The 23,575-nt window shown below is 70.1% G+C and carries 22 protein-coding genes; 11 read left to right on the top strand and 11 right to left on the bottom strand.

Going from position 1 to position 23,575, the window contains the following annotated elements; genetic code table 11:
• Positions 1–106: 106 nt before the first annotated feature.
• The 4 genes from DS843_RS12760 (at position 107) to eutC (ending at position 4,830) form a co-directional block, all read left to right on the top strand.
• On the top strand, positions 107–1,966 hold the full coding sequence (locus DS843_RS12760; RefSeq protein ID WP_149469262.1) for a DUF294 nucleotidyltransferase-like domain-containing protein: 1,860 nt from the start codon (positions 107–109) through the stop codon (positions 1,964–1,966).
• 44 nt (positions 1,967–2,010) lie between these two features.
• Positions 2,011–2,538, top strand: a complete 528-nt coding sequence (locus tag DS843_RS12755) for a hypothetical protein (protein WP_149469261.1) — start codon at positions 2,011–2,013, stop codon at positions 2,536–2,538.
• Between the two features lie 76 nt (positions 2,539–2,614).
• The gene (locus DS843_RS12750; RefSeq protein ID WP_149469260.1) at positions 2,615–4,036 is read left to right on the top strand and encodes an ethanolamine ammonia-lyase subunit EutB; all 1,422 of its coding nucleotides are present in this window, start codon (positions 2,615–2,617) and stop codon (positions 4,034–4,036) included.
• Positions 4,033–4,830, top strand: a complete 798-nt coding sequence (gene eutC / locus DS843_RS12745; protein ID WP_149469259.1) for an ethanolamine ammonia-lyase subunit EutC — start codon at positions 4,033–4,035, stop codon at positions 4,828–4,830. The genes DS843_RS12750 and eutC overlap by 4 nt, the downstream gene beginning before the upstream one ends.
• 803 nt (positions 4,831–5,633) lie before the next feature.
• Here eutC and DS843_RS12740 read toward each other — a convergent pair.
• The 5 genes from DS843_RS12740 to DS843_RS12720 form a co-directional block, all read right to left on the bottom strand.
• Positions 5,634–6,647, bottom strand: coding sequence for a proline racemase family protein (locus DS843_RS12740; protein ID WP_149469258.1), 1,014 nt, complete (start codon positions 6,645–6,647; stop codon positions 5,634–5,636).
• Positions 6,648–6,718: 71 nt separating this feature from the next.
• On the bottom strand, positions 6,719–7,507 hold the full coding sequence (locus DS843_RS12735) for an ABC transporter permease (protein ID WP_149469257.1): 789 nt from the start codon (positions 7,505–7,507) through the stop codon (positions 6,719–6,721).
• On the bottom strand, positions 7,504–8,361 hold the full coding sequence (locus DS843_RS12730; RefSeq protein WP_286192075.1) for an ABC transporter permease: 858 nt from the start codon (positions 8,359–8,361) through the stop codon (positions 7,504–7,506). The genes DS843_RS12735 and DS843_RS12730 overlap by 4 nt, the downstream gene beginning before the upstream one ends.
• A gap of 2 nt (positions 8,362–8,363) precedes the next feature.
• Positions 8,364–9,446 carry an ABC transporter ATP-binding protein gene (locus DS843_RS12725; protein ID WP_149469255.1) on the bottom strand — a complete coding sequence of 361 codons (1,083 nt, stop codon included), beginning with the start codon at positions 9,444–9,446 and terminating at the stop codon, positions 8,364–8,366.
• 50 nt (positions 9,447–9,496) lie between these two features.
• Entirely contained in the window at positions 9,497–10,591 is a 1,095-nt protein-coding gene (locus DS843_RS12720; RefSeq protein ID WP_149469254.1) for an ABC transporter substrate-binding protein, read from the bottom strand.
• 119 nt (positions 10,592–10,710) lie between these two features.
• Between DS843_RS12720 and DS843_RS12715 the strand changes: the two genes are divergently transcribed.
• Positions 10,711–11,742: a GlxA family transcriptional regulator gene (locus DS843_RS12715; protein ID WP_149469253.1), complete on the top strand. Its 1,032-nt coding sequence runs from the start codon at positions 10,711–10,713 to the stop codon at positions 11,740–11,742.
• Positions 11,743–11,747: 5 nt separating this feature from the next.
• Here the strand turns inward: DS843_RS12715 and DS843_RS12710 are convergent, their stop codons facing one another.
• The 4 genes from DS843_RS12710 to DS843_RS12695 are packed head-to-tail and all read right to left on the bottom strand — an operon-like array spanning position 11,748 to position 15,224.
• Positions 11,748–12,677, bottom strand: coding sequence for a beta-xylosidase (locus DS843_RS12710; RefSeq protein ID WP_149469252.1), 930 nt, complete (start codon positions 12,675–12,677; stop codon positions 11,748–11,750).
• The gene (locus DS843_RS12705; RefSeq protein WP_149469251.1) at positions 12,674–13,504 is read right to left on the bottom strand and encodes a TIGR04290 family methyltransferase; all 831 of its coding nucleotides are present in this window, start codon (positions 13,502–13,504) and stop codon (positions 12,674–12,676) included. Before DS843_RS12705 ends, DS843_RS12710 begins: the two co-directional genes overlap by 4 nt.
• A complete protein-coding gene (locus DS843_RS12700; RefSeq protein ID WP_286192074.1) occupies positions 13,501–14,097 on the bottom strand; it encodes a histidine phosphatase family protein in 597 nt (198 codons plus the stop codon). The genes DS843_RS12705 and DS843_RS12700 overlap by 4 nt, the downstream gene beginning before the upstream one ends.
• An 8-nt stretch (positions 14,098–14,105) precedes the next feature.
• Positions 14,106–15,224 (bottom strand): inositol-3-phosphate synthase, encoded by a 1,119-nt coding sequence (locus tag DS843_RS12695; protein WP_149469249.1) that lies wholly within the window; start codon positions 15,222–15,224, stop codon positions 14,106–14,108.
• Positions 15,225–15,490: 266 nt separating this feature from the next.
• On the opposite strand from DS843_RS12695, the gene DS843_RS12690 reads away from it, so the two are divergent.
• From DS843_RS12690 to DS843_RS12665, 6 genes are read left to right on the top strand one after another with little or no spacing between them, the layout of a single operon-like run.
• Positions 15,491–16,603 carry an NAD-dependent epimerase/dehydratase family protein gene (locus DS843_RS12690; RefSeq protein WP_149469248.1) on the top strand — a complete coding sequence of 371 codons (1,113 nt, stop codon included), beginning with the start codon at positions 15,491–15,493 and terminating at the stop codon, positions 16,601–16,603.
• Positions 16,554–17,948, top strand: a complete 1,395-nt coding sequence (locus DS843_RS12685) for a TIGR04295 family B12-binding domain-containing radical SAM protein (protein ID WP_286192073.1) — start codon at positions 16,554–16,556, stop codon at positions 17,946–17,948. Before DS843_RS12690 ends, DS843_RS12685 begins: the two co-directional genes overlap by 50 nt.
• Positions 17,933–19,072, top strand: coding sequence for a glycosyltransferase family 4 protein (locus DS843_RS12680; RefSeq protein WP_149469247.1), 1,140 nt, complete (start codon positions 17,933–17,935; stop codon positions 19,070–19,072). Before DS843_RS12685 ends, DS843_RS12680 begins: the two co-directional genes overlap by 16 nt.
• Positions 19,069–20,193, top strand: coding sequence for a CgeB family protein (locus tag DS843_RS12675; RefSeq protein ID WP_149469246.1), 1,125 nt, complete (start codon positions 19,069–19,071; stop codon positions 20,191–20,193). The genes DS843_RS12680 and DS843_RS12675 overlap by 4 nt, the downstream gene beginning before the upstream one ends.
• Entirely contained in the window at positions 20,190–21,284 is a 1,095-nt protein-coding gene (locus DS843_RS12670; protein ID WP_149469245.1) for a CgeB family protein, read from the top strand. Before DS843_RS12675 ends, DS843_RS12670 begins: the two co-directional genes overlap by 4 nt.
• Positions 21,281–22,366 carry a CgeB family protein gene (locus DS843_RS12665; protein WP_149469244.1) on the top strand — a complete coding sequence of 362 codons (1,086 nt, stop codon included), beginning with the start codon at positions 21,281–21,283 and terminating at the stop codon, positions 22,364–22,366. Before DS843_RS12670 ends, DS843_RS12665 begins: the two co-directional genes overlap by 4 nt.
• Here DS843_RS12665 and DS843_RS12660 read toward each other — a convergent pair.
• The gene (locus tag DS843_RS12660) at positions 22,300–22,875 is read right to left on the bottom strand and encodes a histidine phosphatase family protein (RefSeq protein WP_149469243.1); all 576 of its coding nucleotides are present in this window, start codon (positions 22,873–22,875) and stop codon (positions 22,300–22,302) included. The genes DS843_RS12665 and DS843_RS12660 overlap by 67 nt on opposite strands.
• A complete protein-coding gene (gene gph, locus DS843_RS12655) occupies positions 22,869–23,564 on the bottom strand; it encodes a phosphoglycolate phosphatase (RefSeq protein WP_149469242.1) in 696 nt (231 codons plus the stop codon). The genes DS843_RS12660 and gph overlap by 7 nt, the downstream gene beginning before the upstream one ends.
• Positions 23,565–23,575: the final 11 nt, after the last annotated feature.

Genomic DNA, 23,575 nt, shown 5'->3' with positions numbered 1-23,575 from the left:
AAATGATGGAAGTGATCATTTTCCGACCGTATGAGGAGGGCGGACCCCGCGGCACGCGCGGGGGCCGCTTTCCCCTGTTCTACCGCCTGCGCTGCGGAGCCCTGCCATGAATGCCGGACCGACCGATTTCCACGCCTTCCTGGGGCGCCACCATCCCTTCGACCTGCTGCCGCCCGACGCTCTGGCCGAGGTCGGCGGCAACCTGACCGTCCGCGACGTCCCGCGCGGCACCGTCGTGATGACGCCGGGCGATCCGGCCAACACCCTGTACATCGTCTGCTTCGGCGCCGTCGAGACCCGCAGCCCGGATGGCGAGCTGCTCGCCCGGCTGGGCGAAGGCGAATGCTTCGGCGTGCGCGCCATCCTGCGCGGCGGCATCGCCGTCAACCGCACCGAGACCATCGAGGACACGCGGCTGCTGCTGATGCCGTCGGACATGTTCGACCGGCTGCGCCGCAATCACCTTCCCTTCGCCTATCACTTCGCCGCCTTCGACGGCGGCCGGCTCCAGGATTCCGCGAATCTGGTTCCGGGGGCGCGCAGCGCCGATCTGCTGAACAGGCGCGTCGGCGCCCTGCTGACCCGCGACCCGGTCACCGTCCCGGCGGGCACCGCGATCCGCGACGCGGCGCAGACCATGCGCGACGAGCGGGTGTCCTGCGTGATGGTCACGGATGCCGGTGCGCTGGTGGGCATCCTCACCGACCGCGACCTGCGGAACCGCGTCGTCGCCGAAGGGCTGTCCATCGACGCGACGGTGGAGCGGGTGATGACCCGCGATCCGCTGCGCATGCAGGTGACGGACTACGCGCTCGACGCGCTGATGCTGATGTCGCGCCACAACATCCACCATCTGCCGGTGATGCGGGACGGCGCCGTGGCCGGCTGCCTGACCGCGACGTCGGTGGTGGAGAGCCACACGGCCTCGCCCGTCTTCCTGGCCCGGAACATCCACAGCGCCGATTCGCCCCAGCGGGTGCAGGAGGCGATGCAGCGCCTGCCGGGTCTGGTCCATCAATTGACCGAGTCCGGCGCCACGGCGCACAGCATCGGGCACATCGTGTCGGCGCTGACCGACGCCGTCACCGTCCGCCTGCTCCGCCTCGCCGAGGAAAGCCTCGGCCCGCCCCCGGTCCCCTACGCCTGGCTGGCCGCCGGGTCGCAGGCCCGCCAGGAGCAGACGGCGCTGTCCGACCAGGACAATTGCCTGCTCCTGCACGACAGCTACGACGAGCAGGAGCACGGCGCCTATTTCAAGGCGCTGGCCGACGCCGTCTGCCATGGGCTGAACGCCTGCGGCTACGTCTATTGCCCGGGCGGAATGATGGCGATGAACCCGCAGTGGCGCAAACCGCTGTCGGCCTGGAAGAGCTGTTTCCGCCGCTGGATCGAGGAGCCGGAGCCCAAGGCGCTGATGCTGTCCTGCGTCTTCTTCGACCTGCGGCACGTCCACGGCGATCCGGGATTGCTGGGCGAGTTGCACGGCGTCGTCCTGGAGAAGACCAAGGCCAACCGGATCTTCCAGACCTACATGGCGGGCAACGCGGTCTCGCGGCACCCGCCCATCGGCTTCTTCCGCAACCTCGTGCTGATCCATGGCGGCGAGCACGACCGGACGCTCGACCTGAAGCACAACGGCGTGGTGCCGATCGTCGACATCGCGCGGCTCTACGCCCTGGCCGCCGGAAGCCCGGCCGTCAACACCGCCGACCGGTTGCAGGCCGCGGCGGCGGCGAAGGCGCTCAACCAGAAGACGGCGGTGGATCTGATGGACGCGCTGGAGTTCATCGGCATCACGCGCCTGCGCCATCAGGCGCGGATGGCCCGCGAGGGCAAGCCGACGGACAATTTCCTCTCTCCGGAGGAGCTGTCGGGATTCGAGAAAGGCCATTTGAAGAGCGCCTTCTCCGTGGTCAAGACGATGCAGACCGCGATAGCCTCGACCTATCAGCTCGGCCGCTTCTAGAGGCCGGCATTCCATGCAGATTTTTGGTTGTTTCAGGTGGATTCATGCTTTTTGAAATCATAATCGTCGTCTGCGCGGCCTTCGCCATGAGCGGCGTGGTGCTGATCCTGTCGCGGCTGCTTCGCGTCCGGTTGCCCAAGGCCGTGATCCCGATCGTGGCGGCCATCAGCATCGTGGCCGCCACCGCCTGGCTTCGCCACAGTTGGGCCGACCGCGCGGCCTCGTCCCTGCCCGAAGGGCTGACCGTCATCGCGACGGTTCCCTACAGCAGCGTGCTGGAACCCTGGACGCTCGTCCGGCCCCGCGCCGGCGGGCTGATGGTCCTGGACGGGCGGGAGACCATGCGTCATCCCGATCACCCCGATCTTGCGCTGGTGTCCATCCTGTTGGTGGAGCCGAATGCGGAAACGATCAGGAGCCGGCACATCGTCGACTGCGCCAAGCGCCGCCGGGCGCCGGTCACCGCCGACACGGCCTTCACCCAGGACGGGCTGCCGAAGCCGGAGGTCTGGGTGTCCGACGAGGAGCCCAGGGCGTTGTACGGCGAGGTTTGCAAAACACCTCGGGGGTGAGCGAACCTGTCCCTTCGCGAGACGGTGTTCGTCGGTGTCCTGCCGACGGCGGACGAGGAGAGGAGGAGGGGACGCCATGACATTCGCTCACACCCTGGCCGGGACGCGCTACGGCTTTCCCGATCTGAGGACGCTGCTCGCCCGCGCCTCGCCGCCACGGTCGGGCGACGCGCTGGCCGGGCTGATCGCCGCCAGCGCGGCGGAGCGGGTCGCCGCGCAGATGGCCCTGGCCGACCTGCCGCTGCGCCACTTCCTGACCGAGGCGGTGGTTCCCTACGAATCGGACGAGGTGACGCGGCTGATCGTCGATGGCCACGACGGAGCCGCCTTCGCCCCCATTGCCCACCTGACCGTCGGCGGCTTCCGCGACTGGCTACTGTCGGAAGAGGCGGATGCGGCGGCCCTGGCGGCGCTCGCCCCCGGCCTGACGCCGGAAATGGCCGCGGCGGTGTCCAAGATCATGCGCTTGCAGGACCTGATCGCGGTCGCCGCCAGGACCCGCGTCGTCACCCGCTTCCGCAACACCATCGGGCTGCCGGGCCGCTTGTCCACCCGCCTGCAGCCCAACCACCCGGTGGACGATCCGCGCGGCATCGCGGCCAGCGTGCTGGATGGTCTGATGTACGGCAGCGGCGACGCGGTGATCGGAATCAACCCGGCCACCGACAGCGTGGAGGCGATGACCGCGCTTCTGGAGATGCTGGAGGAGCTTCGCCTGCGCACCGGCGCGCCGATCCAGTCCTGCGTTCTGGCCCATGTGACCACGGCGCTGAAGGCCATGGAGCGGGGGGCGCCGGTGGATCTGGTCTTCCAATCGATCGCCGGGACGGAGGCCGCCAACCGCGCGTTCGGCGTCTCGCTGGCCCTGCTGGACGAGGCGTGGGAGGCAGGAAAGGCGCTGAACCGCGGCACCATCGGCGACAACCTGATGTATTTCGAGACCGGACAGGGCAGCGAGCTGTCCTCCGGCGCACATGAAGGGGTGGACCAGCAAACCGTCGAGGCGCGCTGCTACGCCGTCGCCCGCCGCTACCGCCCGCTTCTGGTCAACACGGTGGTCGGCTTCATCGGGCCGGAATATCTCTATGACGGGAAGCAGATCACGCGGGCCGGGCTGGAGGACCATTTCTGCGCCAAGCTGCTGGGCCTGCCGATGGGTTGCGACGTCTGCTACACCAACCACGCGGAGGCCGACCAGGACGACATGGACGCCCTGCTGACCCTGCTGGGCGTGGCTGGCTGCACCTTCATCATGGGGGTGCCGGGCGCCGACGACATCATGCTGAATTACCAGAGCACCTCCTTCCACGACGCCCTGTACGTGCGGCAGGTGCTGGGCCGCCGCCCCGCGCCGGAGTTCGAGGCATGGCTGGAGGCCGCCGGCATCGCCGATTCCGCCGGGCGGCTGCGCTTCGACCCCGCCGCCTCTCCCCTGCCCGCCGCCCTGCCCTTGCCACCGGAATCCTTCCGGAAGCCTTCCCGTGGGGTGTTGCCATGACGGACGCCGGACGCCTTCCCTCCACCATTCCCGCTGAATCCGCGCGCCCCGACGGCTGGGGGCATCTGCGCCGCTACACCGACGCGCGGATCGCCTTGGGCCACGCCGGCTCCGGCCTGCCGACCGCCGCCCACCTCGCCTTCCAGGCCGCGCACGCCCAGGCGCGCGATGCGGTGCACAAGCCGCTGGACGCGGGTGCGCTTCTGCGGGCGCTGGAGGATCGCGGCTGGCCGGCGGTGCCGGTGACCAGCGCCGCGCCAGACCGCGCCACTTATCTGAAGCGCCCGGACCTTGGCCGGCAGTTGTCGGGGGAGTCGCAGCGCCGCCTGTCGGAACCGGTCCGCGCTCCCGACGTGGTGCTGCTGGTCGGCGACGGGCTGAGCGGCACCGCCGTGCAGGCCAACGCCCTGCCGGTGCTGGAGGCGCTGATCCCGAAGCTGCGGACCGCCGGGTTGCATGTCGGGCCGGTGGTGGTGGCGACCCAGGCGCGCGTGGCTCTCGGCGATCCGGTCGGCGCGTTGCTGCAGGCGCGGTCCAGCGTCGTGCTGATCGGCGAGCGTCCGGGGTTGAGCGCCGCCGACTCGCTGGGTCTCTACCTGACGTGGGACCCGCGCCCGGGCCGGGTGGACAGCGAGCGGAACTGCATCTCCAACGTCCGCGCCGGGGGCCTCGCTCCCGCCGCCGCCGCGGAACAGGCGGCGGCCCTCCTCACGGCGATGGTCGCCCAACGCCGGTCGGGTGTCCTGCTGGATGCAACGCCCCACCCGGCGTCCACGGCGTTGCCGGACCGGTGAACCGATGCCGCGGTCCCATGCGGCCCAACGTTCCGGGCAGCCATGGCCGGGAGGAGCTGTGCCCCCGGCCCGGCGGATGCGGCGGCCCCGCGCATTGAAAGGCGCATGTAAAGCCTGGGCCACCGCTTCGAGAGCTTGGAGCGCGAAGAGATGGTGGCGTGATGCCCGCCTGACGTGTAGGCTGCGAACTGCCGGATGCCGCGCGAGCGGTCCGGCACACGCGGAATCCCGGGACCCGCTCGCACTCCGTCGGGTCTTTGATTTTGCAGGGTTTTTGGACGACGTGAAGAACGAAACGAAACCGCAATCGGCGGCTCCCGACGGGCCAATCCCGGACCGCTCGAATCCGAGCCGATTCTCGGCAACGAATCAGCACGCTACAGGGTACCGCTCTTCCCGGGCCGAAACGCCCGGGCCTCATTGAAGCGCGAGGTCGCCGCCGTTGTCCGCCGCGGCGTCGCCGCTCTTCCCGGGCCGAAACGCCCGGGCCTCATTGAAGCTACAAGAACGCCTACGAGGCGCTGCGTCGGGTGTTCGTTCTTCCCGGGCCGAAACGCCCGGGCCTCATTGAAGCACGGGGGGAGCGGTAACGACTGGCTAGACGGGGGAGTCTTCCCGGGCCGAAACGCCCGGGCCTCATTGAAGCTCTCATTGTCTCCAGAGGCTCGTGAATTGATGGGGCTCCTCTTCCCGGGCCGAAACGCCCGGGAAGAGAGGCAACGACGACGACGCCCGCGCCGTTGCCAGAGGCTCCCCTGGGCCGATCCCGCACGGAAGAACCGGCCCAAGGCGGTGCGGACCGGTCAGGCGACCAGGAAGCCGGCGCCGACCGGATCGTTGCGGTCGATGACCCAGCGGGCGGTGCCGAGGATGCTAGCCGTGCCCTTGACGGTCGGGCGCACGGCGCGCACGCCATTCAGGCGGGTCTCGCCGAGCAGGCTGCCCTCGAAGGTGCCGGTGCCGAGCAGCCCTTCGGAGCGGATGGTGTCGCCGATCGCCATCTTCCCGCGCGCCTCGAACATCGCCATCATCGCGCTGGTGCCGGTGCCGCCCGGCGAGCGGTCGAGCTGGCCGGCGCTGAAGACGTGGACGTTCTTGTAGAAGGCGCCCTCGATGGTCGGCTCGTGCCAGAAGGTCACGAAGTTGAAGTTGTTGATGTGGGCCGACGCCGGGTGCTGGATCGCCACCTTCTGGCGGAGCTGCTCGCGCGCCAGGATGCCGTAATGCGACAGGGCGGTGCCGTTCTCCGGCCCGATGCGCAGCGACGTGCCGGTCAGGTCGATGATGCCGAAGTAGTTGCCGCCCCACACGATGTCGGCCTTCAGCGGGCCGATCTCCGGCAGCTCGAATTCCACGTTCTGCGCGGCGACATAGGCCGGGACATTCTCGAACTTCGTCCACAGCACGCGGTCGCCGTCATGCGCCACCTCGGCGACGACGAGGCCGGCGGTGGTCTCGAAGCGGATGGTGGTGCGCCCGTTCTCGCCACGGCGGACGAGGCCGTTGGCGACCATCGCCATGGCGACGGCGATGGTGCCGTGGCCGCACATGTGGGAATACTGGGTGCCGTCGATGTAGATCAGGCCGGCGTCGTAATCCGGGCCGGACGGCGGGGTCAGGAAGACGCCGAACATGTCCTTGTGGCCGCGCGGCTCGCGCATCAGGGCTTCGCGCAGCCAGTCGTAATGGGTCTCCAGGAACTGGCGCTTCTCCAGGATGCTGGAACCGGCGGGATAGGGGATGCCGCTGTGGACGATGCAGAGCGGCTCGCCCTCGGTGTGGGTGTACAGGACATCGAATGCGTCTTGCATGCGCATGGAAGGACCCTTTCGTGGATCGGATTCGGTGTTGGATCGGGGGATGAAGCGGGGGGTGCCGGGACCGGCGGTCAGCGCCGGTCCGACAGAAGATGCAGCCCGACGGTGAGGTCGAGGATGATGATCGCCAGAGCCGCCACGCCGATGGTGATGGAGGACACCGCGGCGATGACCGGGTCGATCGTATACTGGACGTAGTTGAACAGCTTGACCGGGATGGTCGTCATCTCCGCCGTGGTGTTGAAGATGCTCAGCTCGACGTTGATCCAGGAGGAGATGAAGGCGAAGATCGCGCCGCTCGCCAGACCGCTGCGGATCTGCGGCAGCGTGACGAGGAAGAAGGTCTCCATCGGGCGGGCGCCCAGGTCCGCCGACGCCTCCTCCAGCGCCCGCTGCTCCGGCGTCAGTTGCGGCAGGACGGAGCGCAGGACGAAGGGCATGATGATGACGATGTGCCCGACCAGCAGCGCCGTGAAGCTGCGCATCAGCCCCAGCGCCGCGCAGTATTGCAACAGGGCGGCGCCCAGCACGACGTGCGGCAGGACCAGCGGCGACATCAGCAGCGACAGCAGGAACTTCTTGCCCGGAAACTCGCAGCGGGCGATGGCCAGCGCCGCCGGAACGCCCAGCAGCAGGGCCGCCGCCGTGGCGACCAGGGCCAACAGGGTGCTGGTGCCGAAGGCCGCCAGATAGGAGGTGTCGGCGAGCATCCGCCCGTACCAGTCCAGCGTCAGCCCCTGCGGCGGGAAGGCGAGGTAGCTGGTGGCGGTGAAGGAGGAACCCACGATGACCAGGAGCGGCAGGATCAGGTAGGCCATGACCGACCAGGACACCACGCGCAGGAGAAGCCGTGCGATCATCGGGCGTTCCTCCCCGTTGCGCCGGCCCCGGCGCTGCCGATCCAGCCGGCCAGACCGACCAGGACCAGCGTCATGACCAGCAGCGTCATGCTGAGCGCGCCGCCGTAGTTCACGTCGAAGACGGTGCTGTATTGCTGGAAGATCAGCATGGGGAAGACCGTGATCTTGCCGCCGCTCAGCAGGGCCGGCGTGACGTAGGCGCTGACGGCCAGGGTGAAGACCATGACGATCCCCGACATCAGCCCCGGCAGGCAGAGCGGAAAGGTGACCGTCCGGAAGGTGTCGAAGGGCGTGGCGCCGAGGTCGGAGGACGCGTCCTCCAGCGCCGGGTCCACCGCCGCCAGCGCGTTGCCGACCGCCAGCACGATGAAGGGCAGAAGGATGTAGACCAGCCCGATCACGATGCCCAGCTCGGTGCCGAGGAAGCGCATCGGGCGGTCCAGGATGCCGACCCCGACCAGCGCGTCGTTGACGAGGCCGTTGCGCCCCAGCAGGACCATCCAGCCGAAGGACCGGACGATGTTGCTGGTGAACAGCGGCAGCACCAGAAGGATGACGCAGGTCCGCCGCAGCGCCCGCGACTTCACCACCCGCACCAGATAATAGGCCAGCGGATAACCCAGAAGCGCGCAGGCGACCGTGGTCAGCCCGGCGATGCGGAAGGTCGCCGCCAGCACGTCCCAATGATACTGGTCGAGCAGAACCCGCGCGTAGTTGCCGAGCGACGGCACGCCGCCCGCCATCAGGCTGGACGACACGACCACGATCATGGGAACGGCGAAGAAGGCCACGAAGAAGGCGACCGGGGCCGCCAGCAGGGGCAAGGCTCGGTTCATGGCGGCGCTCGCGGTCATGCTCATGGTCCGGACCGGTGCGAGGCCGGCTCGGCGATCATGTGGACATGCTCCGGACGGAAGCCGACGAAGACCGGCGCCCCCGGATTCAGCCCCTCCCCCGCCATGCCCAGCCGGCGGCTGGCCAACAGATGCTCGCCCACGCGCACCGTCACGACGGTCTGCCCGCCGGTGTCGATGACGTCCTCGACGAAGCCCTGGTCGGTGATCAGGCCCGGCGCCTCCGGCTGGTTCAGAAGCTCGACATGCTCGGGCCGCAGAACCGCGGTGTAGCGTTGCCGTGCGTCGGCGCCGCCATGGGGCAGCAGCGCCGATCCGACGGCCAGCCGCACCCCGCCCTCCCCTTCCGCCATTCCCGGCAGCAGGTTCGCCTCGCCGATGAAGTCGGCGACGAAGCGGCTGGCGGGGCGGGTGTAGATGGCCCGCCCGTCGCCCACCTGCTCGATCACGCCGCGGTTCATGACGACGATGCGGTTCGCCATGCTCATCGCCTCCTCCTGGTCGTGGGTCACGAACACGAAGGCGATGCCGAGCTTTTCCTGGAGATGCTTCAGCTCGATCTGCATTCGCTTGCGCAGCTTCAGGTCGAGCGCGCTCAAGGGCTCGTCGAGCAGGAGGAGCTTCGGGCGGTTGACGAAGGCCCGCGCCAGGGCGACGCGCTGCTGCTGACCGCCCGACAATTCGCGTGGGAAGCGGCCCGCAGCGGAGTCCAGCCCGACCAGTTCCAGCGCCTCGCGGGCGCGCTCCAGCGCCTCGCCCCGCGCCACCCCGTGACGGCGCGGCCCGTAGGCCACGTTGTCGAGGATGCTCATGTGCGGGAACAGGGCGTAGTGCTGGAACACCGTGTTCAGCGGGCGCCGGTGGGGCGGCAGCCGCGTCACGTCCTCCCCGCCGATCCGGATGGTGCCGGAATCGGGGGAGAGGAAGCCGGCGATGCAGCGCAGCAGGGTCGTCTTGCCGCAGCCGCTCGGCCCCAGCAGGGCGACGAACTCACCGTGGGCGACGTCCAGCGACACGTCCTTCAGCGCGTGGTAGGCGCCGAAATGCTTGTCGATGGCGCGGATGGAGAGCAAGGCGTCAGGCATGGAAAGCCCCCGGCTGGCTGCGTTCACTGGCTGCGGTTCGCGGCTGCGGTTCACTGGCGCGCGAGTTCGCGGTTCCAGGCGTCGGTGATCGCCGCGCGGTCCCGGTTGATGTCCGCCCAGTCGAAGAGCTGGAGATTCTTGACCGATCCGCCGACGCCCCAGGGCAGCTTGCGTTCGACCTCCGGCGACACGGACACGCCCTGCACCGCCGGGCCGAGATAGAGCTTCTCCGCCAGGCAGGCGGACGCCTGCGGGGTCAGGGCGGTGTCGATGAAGCGCTGGGCGTCGGCCTTGTGCGGGGCGTTCTTCACCAGATGCAGGCGGGCGTCGGTGGCCCACACGCCTTCCTTCGGGACGGCAAAGCCGATGGGCAGGCCCTTGTCCGCCAGATCCCAGGCGCCGACGTTGAAATGGGCGCCGATGACCGCCTCGCCGCTCTGGTAGGCGTTGCTGGCCGCCCCCGAGCTGTCGAAGTAGAGCGCGGTCTTCAGCGTCTTCAGCTTCGCGAAGGTCTTGGACAGGTCGCCCGCCGGGTTGCCCCAGATGCGGTTCAGGAACATGATGAAGGGCACGCCGGAGGAGTTGGCCGGCGACGGGATCGTCACCGCCTCCTCGAACTCCGGCTTCCACAGGTCGTTCCACGAGGTCGGCGGGGTCTTGACCTCCTTGGTGTTGTAGGTCAGGCCCAGCGAGTAGTAGCCGGACCCCACGGCGAAGACCGACCCGTCCGCCTTGTAGACCGCCTCCGGCGTCGCCTTGGACAGGTTCGGCACGCCCGCCGGGTCGATGGCGTCCAGCACGCCCGCCGCCTGCGCCATTTCGCTGATGCCGCCGTCCATGTAGGCGACGTCGAGCGTCGGCGCGTCCTTCTGCTGCTGAAGCTTGGCGAGGGTCACGGTCGAGGTGCCGATCTCCGGCACGACGCGGACGCCGGTCGCCTTGGTGAAGGGTTCCGCGACGCAGGTGCGGAAGGCCTCGCCCCAATTGCCGCCGTACCAGGCGACGCGGATCTCGCCCTGCGCCGCGGCGGGCAGGGCGAAGGCGGAAACGCCCGCCGCCAGGACGGCGGACAGGACGGCTTTCCGGGCGGCCTTATGTGCGGAGGTGCGGGCGGCGGGACGACTGGCGGTGCGCAGATGGGTCATGACCGGTTCCTTCATGGTGTCGGTCCAACGGGCGTCAGAGCCATGGTTCATTCGAAAGCTAATGGTCCGGGCCCATTTTCCGATAGAAGAATGCTGCCGAATCCTTGAATATTTCCGACATGCCGGACGCCCCCGACCGTAAGAGCGACACCACTCCCGATCCCGTCACCGATCCCCGGTTGCGCATCGGCTTCGTCCTTCTCGACCAGTTCACGCTGACGGCCTTTTCCGGCCTGATCGACGCGCTCCGGCTCGCCGCCGACCTCGGCGGGCGCAGCCGGCAGATCGACGCAAGCTGGACGGTGATGAGCGTCGGCGGGCAGCCCCGACGGTCGAGCTGCGGCGTGCTGGTGTCCCCCAACAGCGACCTGCTGCTTCCGGCCCCCTTCGACTATGTCGCGGTGTGCGGCGGCAACGATTACCGGAACGAGGTGCCGGCACCGGTCACCGCCTATCTGCGCGCGGTGGCGGCGCAGCGGGTCCGGCTGCTGGGAGTCTGCACGGGAACCTTCGCCATCGCCCGCGCCGGTCTGGTCGGCACCCGCCGCGTCTGCGTCCACTGGAACGTGCTGGACACCTTCCGGGAGCGCTTCCCGACCGTCAACGCCTCGGTCGACCACCTGTTCATCGACGAGGGCGACCTGATCACCTGCGCCGGCTCGACGGCGGCCATCGATCTCGGCCTCTACCTCGTCGGGCGGCACTGCGGCGGGCAGAAGGCGCGGCAGGCCGTGCGCCACATGATGCTCCAGGACATCCGCTCCGGCGCCCTGCCGCAGGCGCATTTCTACGCGAATCTGGACGGCGTGACCGACGCCCGCGTCCGTCAGGCGTCCCATTTCATCGAGCAGAGGCTGGACTCCCCGCCCTCCGTCGAGGCCATCGCCCGCTACGTCGGCGTCAGCGCGCGGCAACTCGAACGCTCCTTCCAGGCGGCGCTGGGCGTGTCGCCGTCGGCCTTCCAGCGCCGGCTGCGCCTGGATTACGGGCGGTGGCTGCTGGAGAACACGCGCCGGACGATCACCGAGATCGCCTTCGACAGCGGCTTCGCCGACGCCGCCCATTTCTCCCGCGAGTTCAAGGCGCAGTTCGGCGAGATGCCCAGCCGGGCGCGCAAGGGCAAGAGCGAGGAGACCCCACAGGCGCCGTGACGTCCCTACCCCAGCGCCAGCAGGGAGGGCGGAGCAGACACCGGTGCGGCGCCGGCGTAGCGCCGGACCATGGCGGCGCAGAAGTCCGCGAACTCCTCGGCGACCTGGGGCGGACTGGTGTGGTGGGGTTCGATCCCGCGATGCTCCGGCGTGAAGCAGAAGGTCACGGTGACGTCGAAATCGGCCAGCGCTTCCATCTGGCGGTCGAACCAGGCGAGCGCGTTCGGCCGGAAGCTGTCGGCCCAGGACAGGCCGGTGCGCAGGTGCCGCACGCCCAGCCGCCTCATCCAGGCGACCGCCTCGTCCAGCCGGTGGTCCTCGAAATGGAACCACTGGCAGAGCCCCATCTCCGCCGCGTAGGGCGCGTAGGCGTCGAGCGCCGGCTTCGGCGTGCCGTCCGCCCGCAGCAGCCCCATGTGGAAATGGCGGTAGTAGGAGGAGCCCTCCGCCTCCTTGTGGCGCGTCGTCGCCTCCCAATTGCTGGGCAGGTCGTAGAGGCTGTACCAGTGGATGCGCGGCACCCGGCCGATCAGCAGCTCGGCGGTGCGGGTGACGCCCCAGGCCTGCACCTCCTCCGCGCCGAAGGAGGAGACGCCGGCCTCCGTCACCCAGATGGGCTTGCCGGTGACGGCGCGGATCTCCTCGATCTTCTCCGGCCATTCCCGGATCTGCCAGAGATTCCAGTCGAGCGGGAAGCCGTGCACCGCCACCACATCCACATGGTCCAGCGCGCCGCGCTCCTCCAGGCGGCGGATGAAGGACGGGTCGATGGGCGAGATGCCGCCCAGCACGCGCGTGAGCGCGCCGTTCTCCGCCCGGATCGCCTGCCCGGCCAGGATGGTCATGCGGGCGAACAGGTCCCATTCCGGATCGAGAGCGGGGTCCCAGTGGGACTTGTTGTTGGGTTCGTTCCAGATTTTGGCGGCTTCGATCATCCCCGACTTCCCGTCCTGGCGTTGTTCTCCGGTGCCTGCCCGGCTAATATCTGTCCAACTGGCGGCGTGGTGGCGGGGGACCGGGCGGGATAGACGGCCCCCGCCTCCGTCGGCCGCGCGGCTCGGCGGCAGACATAGACCTCCTGTTCCGGATGGCCGACGATCCGGAAGCCGGCGCCGCGCAGCATGGCCTCGGCGCAGGCGGCGTTCGGGACCCACCAGTTCGTCCAGTCTGCGGAATACTGGTGTTCGATGAAATGCAGCTTCGGATAACCGGGCGCGTCGAAATGATTCCGCTCGTCGAAGGCGTAATCGGCCCGCACCGGCTCGACCGCCTCGGAACCGCGCTGCATGGATTGGAAGATCATCAGGTCGCGCGCGGCGTGCTCGTGGATCAGGTCCAGCGCCAGCAGCGGGTGGCGCAGATGGTAGAGGACCCCCATGAACAGGACGACGTCGAACCGCTCGCCCAGCCGCGCCACGTCGTAGACCGACAGCTTGTGGAATTCGATGTCCTGGCCGGTCACCTCGGCGGCGAAGCGCGCCTGCGCCAGATAGCGGTCGTCGCTGTCGATCCCCACCACCCGCGCCGCGCCGCGCCGCTTCATCTCGATGGAGTAGAAGCCGCCGTTGCAGCCGATGTCGAGCACGGTCAGGCCGCTCAGGTCCTCCGGCACCGCATGGGCGAACCGCCGCCATTTCACGTTCGGGTAATCGTGCAGGAAATGGTCGGGGGCCGTGCTCACGCCGTTCAGGTCGATGTTGTGGAACCAGTCGCCCAGCGCGGCGATCCGCGCGCGGATCTGGTCGGCCGTCAGACGGGTCATGCCGGCGCCTCGTTGATGCTGTGGACCTTCAGCCCCCATTCCCCGGCGATCAGCACGCTGCGGGACGCCGGAGCGATCTCGAACCGGGCGTGGAAATCCGCGGAAAGCCCCAGGGCATGGGCCAGCGCCGCCTTGATGACGTCGGCGTGGCTGACCAGCGCGACGGTCCGGCCAGCGAAGCGGCGGTGCAGCCGCCCGATGCAGCGCGCCATCCGGGCCTGCGCCTCCAACATCGTCTCGCCCCCGGGCGGACGGGCGTGCGACCGCGCGCGGTTCCACAACTCCCAAGCCGGATCGCCGCGCAGAGCCTCGAAGCGCATGCCGGACCAGGCGCCGAGGTCCAGTTCGTTGAGATCCTCATCCACCTCCACGGAGAGCGCCTGCGACGTGGCGACGGAGACCGCCGTTTCCACCGCGCGCTCCATCGGGCTGGACAGCACGGCGGCGAGCCGGTGCCGCGCCAATGCAAAGGCAAGCGCGTCGGCCTCGCGCCGGCCCGCCTCGCTCAGCGTCACGCCGGGCATGCGCCCGCACAGCACGGAGCCCAACCGGTCGTGCGACGCGTGGCGGAGCAGGAGCAGGATCGTTTCCACGAGGCCGCTCACGCCCGAAAGCGCGGGCCGTCCGCCGCGTCCCCCGCGATGAAGCGCAGGGTGCGCTCGCGCGCCTCCTGGTCGGTGAACTGTTCGGGCGGCGACTTCATGAAGTAGCTCGACGGCCCGACCAGCGGCCCGGCCATCTTGCGGTCCAGCGCCAGCTTGGCGCAGCGCACCGCGTCGATCACGATGCCGGCGGAGTTCGGGCTGTCCCAGACCTCCAGCTTCAGCTCCACGCTCAGGGGCACGCCCCCGAAGGCGGTGCCTTCCAGCCGGATGTGCGCCCATTTCCGGTCGGCCAGCCAGGGAACATGGTCGCTGGGACCGATGTGGACGTCGTCCGGGTCGAGCGGCACGTCCAACTGGCTGGTGACGGCGCGGGTCTTGGAAATCTTCTTCGATTCCAGCCGCTCGCGCTCCAGCATGTTCTTGAAGTCGGTGTTGCCGCCGAAGTTCAGTTGGTAAGTGTGGTCGAGCCGGACGCCGCGCTCGCGGAACAGGTTCGCCAGCGTGCGGTGGATGATGGTGGCGCCCACCTGACTCTTGATGTCGTCGCCGATGATGGGCAGGCCGCGCCGCTCGAACCGCCTGGCCCAGCCCGGGTCGGAGGCGATGAAGACGGGGATGCAGTTGACGAAGGCGCAGCCGGCCTCCAGCGCCTGCTCGGCATAGAATTCGGTCGCCCGCTGCGAACCGACCGGCAGATAGGACACCAGTATATCCGTTCCCGACCGGCGCAGGGACTCGGCGACGGCGACCGGCGCCTCCTCCGACTCCTCGATGTCGCCGACCAGATAGCGGCCGATGCCGTCCAGTGTTGGGCCGCGCTCCACGCGGACGCCCGACGCGCGCGGCGTCGCGAAGCGGCAGGTGTTGTTCGGAGGGGCGAAGATGGCGTCGGACACATCCCGCCCGACCTTGGCGGCGCTCACGTCGAAGGCGGCGGAAATGTCGATGTCACCGACCCGGTAGCCGCCGAGATCGAGGGTCATCAGCCCGGGGGGCGCCTGATTGGCCTGAGCGTCGGCGGCCTGCGCATCGGCATAGTGGCAGATGCCCTGCACGAAGGATGAAGCGCAGTTCCCGACGCCGGCAATCGCCACCCGCAGCTTGTTTCCCGTCACGAAATTCTCCTTTTGAAGAGCGCATTTCAGGTGGGATGACAGGATATTTGTAGCCGCGAAAAAGAATCGCTGGAAGATCGTCCGATGTGACCACGTCTTTTGGATGAGGTGTCGAAACTTAAATAACGCTGTTATTCTTGTTGCTGTCCAGCCGCTCTTGCCTCAGGGCGCGTTGTGACTTTCTGCATACACAAAACGTGAAGTCGTATTCTTTAAGGAAAACGGCCTCAACGGCTGGCAGCATCGTTTATCGGCTGGAGGGACATGTGGGAGAAACCGTTCTCGTCACCGGTGGCGCCGGCTTCATCGGTCGGCACGTCACCGGCGCACTGCTCGCCCGCGGCGACCGGGTTCGGGTTCTCGACAGTCTGATCGCGCAGGTTCATCCCAATCGGACACGGCCCGCCGAACTGGCCCCGGACGCCGAGTTGTTGACCGGGGACATCCGCGACGAGGCCATGGTCGGGCAGGCGCTGGAGGGGGTGGATTCGGTGATCCACCTCGCCGCCGAGGTCGGAGTCGGCCAGAGCATGTATGCGGTGGACCGCTACACCTCGGTGAACGATCATGGGACGGCGGTGCTGTTCCAGCGGCTGATCGACCGCCCGGTCCGCCGGGTGGTGGTCGCCTCCTCGATGAGCGTCTACGGCGAGGGGCTCTACCGGACCGCCGGGGGCGCGCTGATGGAGGATGTGGTGCGCGGCGCCCGCAACCCGGACGGCTCCTGGGACCCGCTCGATTCCGACGGCAAACCCCTGATCCCCGTCCCGACGCCGGAGAGCAAGCGCCCGGCGCTGCGGTCCGTCTACGCCATCGGCAAATATGTTCAGGAGCGGCTGACCCTCACGCTCACCGCGCAATACGGGATGGAAGGGACGGCGCTGCGGCTGTGGAACGCCTACGGCCCCGGGCAGGCGCTGTCGAATCCCTACACCGGGGTGCTGGCGATCTTCGCCGCGCGCATCGCCAACGGACAGCGCCCGATGATCTTCGAGGACGGCCGGCAACGGCGCGACTTCGTGCATGTCCGCGACGTGGCGCGCGCCTTTCTGCTGGCGCTGGACCATCCGGCGGCCAACGGCGAGGTCTTCAACATCGGGTCCGGCGAGGACCGCAGCGTGGAGGAGGTGGCGCGGCTCCAGGCCGCCGCGATGGGCCGGCCCGACCTGACGCCGGAGATCACCGGCCAGACGCGCGCCGGGGACATCCGCCACAACATCCCCGACCTGACCAAGGCGCGGGCCGTCCTCGGTTACGAACGGCGGCAGGACTTCGCCGGGGGGCTGGCCGAACTCGCCGGTTGGGTCGCCCGGCAGGAGGCGCAGGACCGTGTCGCCGAAGCCCGCCGCGAACTCGAAGCGCGGGGGCTGGTGGCATGAGCCGCCGGTCCGGAGCGGCCCCGGTGGAGGCGGCGTGATGCGGGTGGCGCTGGTCAATCCGGCCTGGAGCTTCGCGCACAGCGTCTATTTCGGCTGCCGCGAGGCGCATCTTCCCCTCGAACTGGGCTACGGCAAGGCGCTGCTGGAGCGGGCCGGGCATGAGGTCCTGCTGCTCGACGGCCTGTTGGGGGGACTGTCGAACGCCGAACTGGCGGATCGGGTGGCCGGTTTCGCGCCGGGCATGACCGTGGTGACGACCGCGCCGACCTATCTGTTCTGGCGCTGCGCACCGCCGGAGTTGCGGGTCCCCCGCGATTTCCTGCTGGCGCTGGACGGACGCGGCGGACGGACCGTCGCGGTCGGGCCGCATGGATCGACCACGCCCGGCGCGGCGCTGGGCAAACTGGGCGTGGATGTGGTCGTGCGGGGGGAGTGCGAGGAAATCCTGCTCCGGCTCGCCGACCGACTTCACCTCCAAAAGGCGGAATTGGACGGCGTTCCGGCTCTGGCCTTCCGCCGCGACGGCCAAACCGTCGTCACCGGGAGTCCACACGCCAGCCGCTTCGTCGATCTCCCCGCTCTGTCCTGGCCCGCCGAATGGCTGGATCGCCACCGCCACCATCACCACCGCTACGGCACCGAAGCGGTCGGCGCGGGGGCCGAGGTGGAGGCGTCGCGCGGCTGCCCCTACCGCTGCTCCTTCTGCGCCAAGATCGACTTCCGCGATCAATACCGCCGCCGCGACACCGCCATCGTGCTGGAGGAGATCGACCGGCTGGTCGCCACCGGGGTGCGCTACGTCTATTTCATCGACGAGATCTTCCTGCCCCGCCGCGACCTGTTGGAAGCTCTGGTGGAACGCCCGGTCGCGTTCGGCATCCAGACCCGCATCGACCTGTGGAAACCCGACCTGCTGGACCTGCTGGGGGCCGCCGGCTGCGTGTCGATCGAGGCCGGGGTGGAAAGCCTGACCGAGGAGGGGCGCGCCGCGCTCGACAAGAATTGCCGCATGAGCACGGACGAGCTGGCCGACCGCCTGATCCACGCCCGGCGCAGCGTGCCCTTCGTCCAGGCCAACCTGATCGCCATGGCCGGCGACGACGGCGGGCTGGTCGCGCGATGGCGCGAAAGGCTGCGCGGCGCCGGGGTCTGGGCCAACGATCCGGTGCCGCTCTACCCCTACCCCGCCTCCCCCGATTACCGCCGCCTGTGGGGCGAGCCGGACGAGCGGGCGTGGGAGCGGGCGCACGAGCACTATCTCCGCCAATTCGCGCGGTTGAGCGACATCCAGGAGGAGGAACCCCTGCCCTTGCGTGAATTGGAGGCCGCATGCGGTTGCCGGTAACGCCCCCGGCGGCCCCTGCGCATCTGATGATGACGGCGGACAGCGTGGGCGGCGTGTGGACCTACGCCCTCGACCTTGCGCAGGAGCTATCGGCGGACGGCCTGCGGGTCACGCTCGCGGTGCTCGGGCCGTCCCCGCAGCCGGACCAGACCGCGGCGGCGGGCGTCATCCCCGGCCTGGAGCTGATCGACACCGGACTGCCGCTGGATTGGATGGCGGAAGACCCCGCCGCGATCCGGCGCGGCGCCGAGGCGCTGGGCGCGCTCGCCCGGCGGCTGGGCGTCGATCTCGTCCACATCAACAGCCCGGCCCTGGCGGCGGACGCCGGTTTCATGGTTCCGGTCGTCGGGGTCTGCCACTCCTGTCTGGCGACCTGGTGGGCCGCCGTGGACGGCGGTGCCATGCCCGGCGATTTCCGCTGGCGGACCGAGGTTCTGGCGCGCGGCTACCGGGCTTGCGATGCGCTGGCGGCGCCGACCGCCGCCCTCGCTCAGGCCACCGCCGCCGCCTATGGCCTGCCGCCGCCGGTCGTGGTGCGCAATGGCCGCCGCCCCCCCGTGGACGGCGCGCCGGACGGGCGGGAACGTTTCGTCTTCACCGCCGGGCGTCTGTGGGACGACGGCAAGAACATCGCGGCGCTGGACGCGGCGGCAGCGCTGCTAAACGCGCCGGTGATCGCCGCCGGGCCGCTGGACGGGCCGGGCGGGAACCGCCGGAGCCTGCGCCACGCCAGAGCGCTGGGGCGGATCGACGCGGCGTCGGTCGCGGCGTGGCTGGCACGGGCGCCGGTCTTCGCCTCCGCGGCGCTCTACGAGCCGTTCGGCCTGACGGTTCTGGAGGCGGCCCAGGCCGGCTGCGCGCTGGTGCTGTCCGACATCGCGACCTTCCGCGAGCTGTGGGACGGCGCCGCCCTCTTCGTGGAGCCGAGGGACAGCGCGGCGCTCGCCGCCACGCTCCGCCGCCTGCTGGACGATCCGGCGGAAGCCGGCAGCCTCGGCGCGGCGGCGCGGCTCAGGGCCGGGCGATACGGCCTGGAGCCGATGGCCACCGGCATGCGAGGCCTCTACCGCAGTGTCCTGGCGCGCCGCGCCCCAACCGCCGCCCGCAGGGAGGCCGTCGCGTGAGGATCGTCTACTTCACCCATTCGCTGGCGTCCTGCTGGAACCACGGCAACGCCCATTTCCTGCGCGGCGTCCTGCGGGAGCTGATCCGGCTCGGCCACGAGGTCCGCGTCTTCGAACCGGAGGGCGCGTGGAGCCTGCGGAACCTGCTGGCCGATCATGGGGACGCGGGGCTTGCGGCCTACCGGGCCGCCTATCCGGACCTCGCCTCCCGGACCTGCGCGCCCGGCGCCGACGCGGCGGCGTTGTGCGACGGGGCCGATCTGGTCCTCGTCCATGAATGGAACGACCCGGCGCTCGTCGCGGCGGTCGGGCGGGCGCGGACTCAGGGTGGGCGCTTCCGCCTGCTGTTCCACGACACGCACCACCGCGCGGTCAGCGATCCGGGGGCCATCACGGCCTTCGATCTCTCCGGGTACGACGGCGTCCTGGCCTTCGGCGAGACATTGGCCGCCGTGTACCGGCGCTGGGGCTGGAAGGACCGTGTCTTCGTCTGGCACGAAGCCGCCGACACACGGCTGTTCCACCCGCCACCGGAGGAGGAACCGCGGCGCGGCGCGGTGTGGATCGGCAATTGGGGCGACGGCGAGCGGACGGAGGAACTGGAGCGCTTCCTGTTCGCCCCCGCCCGTGCCGCCGGCCTGCCCCTGGACGTCCACGGCGTGCGCTATCCCGCCGCCGCCCTGGCGACGCTGGAGCGACGCGGCATCGCCTACGGGGGCTGGTTGCCCAACGCCCGCGTCCCCGCGGTCTTCGCCCACCATCGCGTCACCGTCCATGTGCCGCGCCGCTTCTACGTCGAAGCCCTGCCGGGCATCCCGACCATCCGCGTCTTCGAGGCGCTGGCCTGCGGCATCCCGCTGGTCAGCGCGCCGTGGAGCGATTGCGAAGGGCTGTTCCGGCCGGGAACGGACTTCCTGATCGCGCGCGACGGCGCCGAGATGACGGCGCACCTGCGCGCCGTGGACGGCGACCCCGGCCTCCGCGCGGCGCTGGTCCGCAACGGCCTGGAGACGATCCGCGCCGGCCACACCTGCGCCCACCGCGCCGCCGAACTGCTCGCCATCGCCGCGGCCCTGACCGGCGCGCCTGCCCCATCCTCCAGCCTGGAGCCCGTCCGATGAAGATGGCCTTCTACGGTTCAAGCCTGCTGTCCTCCTACTGGAACGGCGCCGCCACCTATTACCGCGGCATGCTGAGCGAACTCGCCAAGAGGGGCTGGGACGTCACCTTCTACGAACCCGACGCCTTCGACCGCCAGAAGCACCGCGACATCGAGCCGCCCGGCTGGGCCAGGGTCGTGGTGTACGAGGCCACGCCCGACGCCTGCCGCGCCGTCATCGCCCGCGCCGCCGAGGCCGACGTGGTGGTGAAGGCGAACGGTGTCGGCGTCTTCGACGACGAACTGCTCGACGGCGTGATGGACGCCGCCGGTCCCCGCGCCCTGCGCATCTACTGGGACGTCGATGCCCCCGCCACCCTGGCGGAGCTTCGCCAGACGCCGGACCATCCCCTGCGCCGCCGGCTGCCGCGGATCGACGCCGTGCTGACCTACGGCGGCGGACAGCCGGTGGTGTCCGCCTACGAGGCGATGGGCGCCCGCCTCTGCCGGCCCATCTACAACGCGCTGGACCCGGCGACGCATCACCCCGCCCCGGCCCAGCCGCGCTTCGCCGCCGATCTCGGCTTCCTCGGCAACCGGCTGCCCGACCGCGAGGCGCGGGTGGAGCGTTTCTTCCTGGAGCCCGCCGCGGGCAACCCGCAGGGGCGCTACATCATCGGCGGCAGCGGCTGGGAGACGAAGGGGATGCCGGGCAACGTCACCCACATCGGCCATGTCGGCACCGCGGACCACAACGCCTTCAACGGCTCGGCTCTGGCGGTCCTGAACATCGCCCGCGACAGCATGGCCGAGGTCGGCTTCTCCCCCGCCACGCGGGTGTTCGAGGCCGCCGGGGCCGCCGCCTGCCTGATCAGCGACGCCTGGGAGGGGGTGGAGCTGTTCCTCACCCCGGGCGAGGAGATCCTCGTCGCCCGCGACGGCCAGGACGTCACCGACCATTTGCGCGCCCTCACCCCGGCCCGCGCCCGCGCCATCGGCGCCGCCGCGCGGCGGCGCACCCTCGCCGAACACACCTACGCCCGGCGCGGCGCGGAGGTGGACCTGCTGCTGCGCGAATCCCTGGCGGCCCTGCGGGAAAGGAGCGCGGCGTGAAGCTCGTCGTCCTGGGGCTGAGCCTGTCCTCCTCCTGGGGCAACGGCCACGCCACCACTTTCCGCGCCCTTCTGAAGGCGTTCGCCGCGCGCGGCCACGACATCCTGTTCCTGGAGCGCGACGTTCCCTGGTACGCGCAGAACCGCGATCTCGCCGATCCCGCCTATTGCCGGCTGGTCTTCTACAGGGATTTCCCCGACCTGCGGCGCTGGGCCGGAGCGGTCGCGGAGGCCGACGCCGTGCTCGTCGGCTCCTACGTCCCCGAGGGGGTCGCCGTCGGCCGTTGGGCGCAGGAGACAGCGCAGGGAGTCGTTGCCTTCTACGACATCGACACGCCGGTGACCCTGGCGAAGCTGGAGCGCGGCGACGAGGAGTATCTCTCCCCCGCCCTCATCCCCGGCTACGACGTGTATTTCTCCTTCACCGGCGGGCCGACGCTGGAGCGGCTGGAGTCCCGCTACGGCTCACCGGCGGCGCGCGCGCTTCATTGCTCCGTGGATGCCGACGCCTACGCGCCGCTTGCCACGCCAAAGCGCTGGGATCTGAGCTATCTCGGCACCCACAGCCCCGACCGGCAGCCGGCCCTGGAACGGCTGTTGCTGGAACCGGCCCGACGGGCGCCGTCGCGGCGCTTCGTCGTCGCCGGTCCGCAATACCCCGACGGCATCGCCTGGCCCGAAAACGTCGAGCGGCTGAATCACGTTCCTCCCGCCGGGCATCCCGCCTTCTACGCGGCCAGCCGCTTCACCCTGAACATCACACGCGCGGACATGATCCGCGCCGGCCACAGCCCCAGCGTCCGGCTGTTCGAGGCCGCCGCCTGCGCCACCCCGATCATCTCCGACGTTTGGGACGGCCTCGACGCGCTGCTGGAGCCGGGCCGCGAGATCATCCTCGCCCGCAACTCCGACGACGTCCTGGACGCCCTCCACGGGATGGACGAGACGGCGCGCCGGGCAATGGGGGAACGGGCGCGGCGGCGGATTCTGAAAGGCCACACCGCCGCGCATCGCGCTCAGACGCTGGAGCGGGAGTTGGACCGCGCGATGCGCGTCAACGCCGCTCTTGCCGCGTCAGGGTGACGCCGCGTCAGGGTTACGGGGGCCGCGTTGGGCGGCCAGAGCGTGTCCGGGTCGATGCCCATCCAGCGGCACAGAGCGTGCCATGTGCCGGCGTGCGCCACGACCAGCGGGGGCCGCCCGTCCGCCGGAACGGGCAATCCGTCCAGCGCCGCGGTCACCCGCGCCTGGAAGGCGACGAGGCTTTCGCCTCCCGGAACCTCCGGACGCAGCAGATCCGCCGGCACCGCTTCGCCTTCCAGCGCGCCCCAGCGCCGTTCCTCCAGGCCGGGGACGGTGGTCACCGGGAGGTCCAGCGCCTCGCCGATGATGCTTGCGGTTTCCAGCGCGCGCCGTTGCGGGCTGGAATGAATGGCCGCGACCGGAGCCCCCTGGGCGGCCAGGGCCGCCGCCGCCGCGTGGGCCTGCGCCCGCCCGCGGTCGGTCAGCGCCACGTCGCGCGATCCGGCCAGCCAGCCGCCGACGTTGCTTTCCGTCTCCCCATGCCGGCAGAAGACGAGACGGTTCAACATGCCGATGCCGCGGACAGCGCCCCGGTCAGGTCGCCGAAGCGTTCCAGGATGCCGTCATGGGGAAGGCTGTCGAGCGGCACCCGCGCGTAGCCATAGCGCAGCACCAGAACCCGCGCCACCCCGGCGGCGCGGGCGGCGGCCACGTCATGCTCGTTGTCGCCGACGAAGGCGGTCTCCTCGGGCCGGACATCCATGAGGGCGAGCAGGCCGAGCACCGGTTCCGGCGAGGGCTTGCGGGTGGCGAAGCTGTCCCCGCCGACCACCGCCGCGAACCGGTCGGCGATGCCCAGGTCGGCCAGCAGCCGCCGGGTCGCCACCATCGGCTTGTTGGTGCAGACCCCCAGCGTCAGCCCGGCCCCCGCCAGGGCCGTCAGCGTGTCCGCCACGCCGGGATAGAGCGCGCTGTGGGCGCTGGGGTCGGCCTCGTAGATGGCGAGGAAACGGCGGAGATGCGCCGCCGTCTCCTCCGGCCCGGGCAGGCCGCCGGTGGCGGCCAGGATGCGCTCCACCAGCTTGGCCGCCCCGTCGCCGATGAAGGAGCGCACCGCCGGCAGATCGACCGGCGGGCGGCCCAGTTCGGCCAGCAAAGCGTTGGAGGCGTGCATCAGGTCGGCGGCGCTGTCCACCAGCGTGCCGTCCAGGTCGAAGGCGACGGCACGAAATGGTATGCGGTTGGGAAGGCTGGTCACCGGAATGCGGC

This window comes from Roseomonas genomospecies 6 (genome assembly GCF_008365375.1).
GTDB lineage: Bacteria > Pseudomonadota > Alphaproteobacteria > Azospirillales > Azospirillaceae > Azospirillum.
This window is presented reverse-complemented; position numbering and strand designations above follow the sequence as displayed.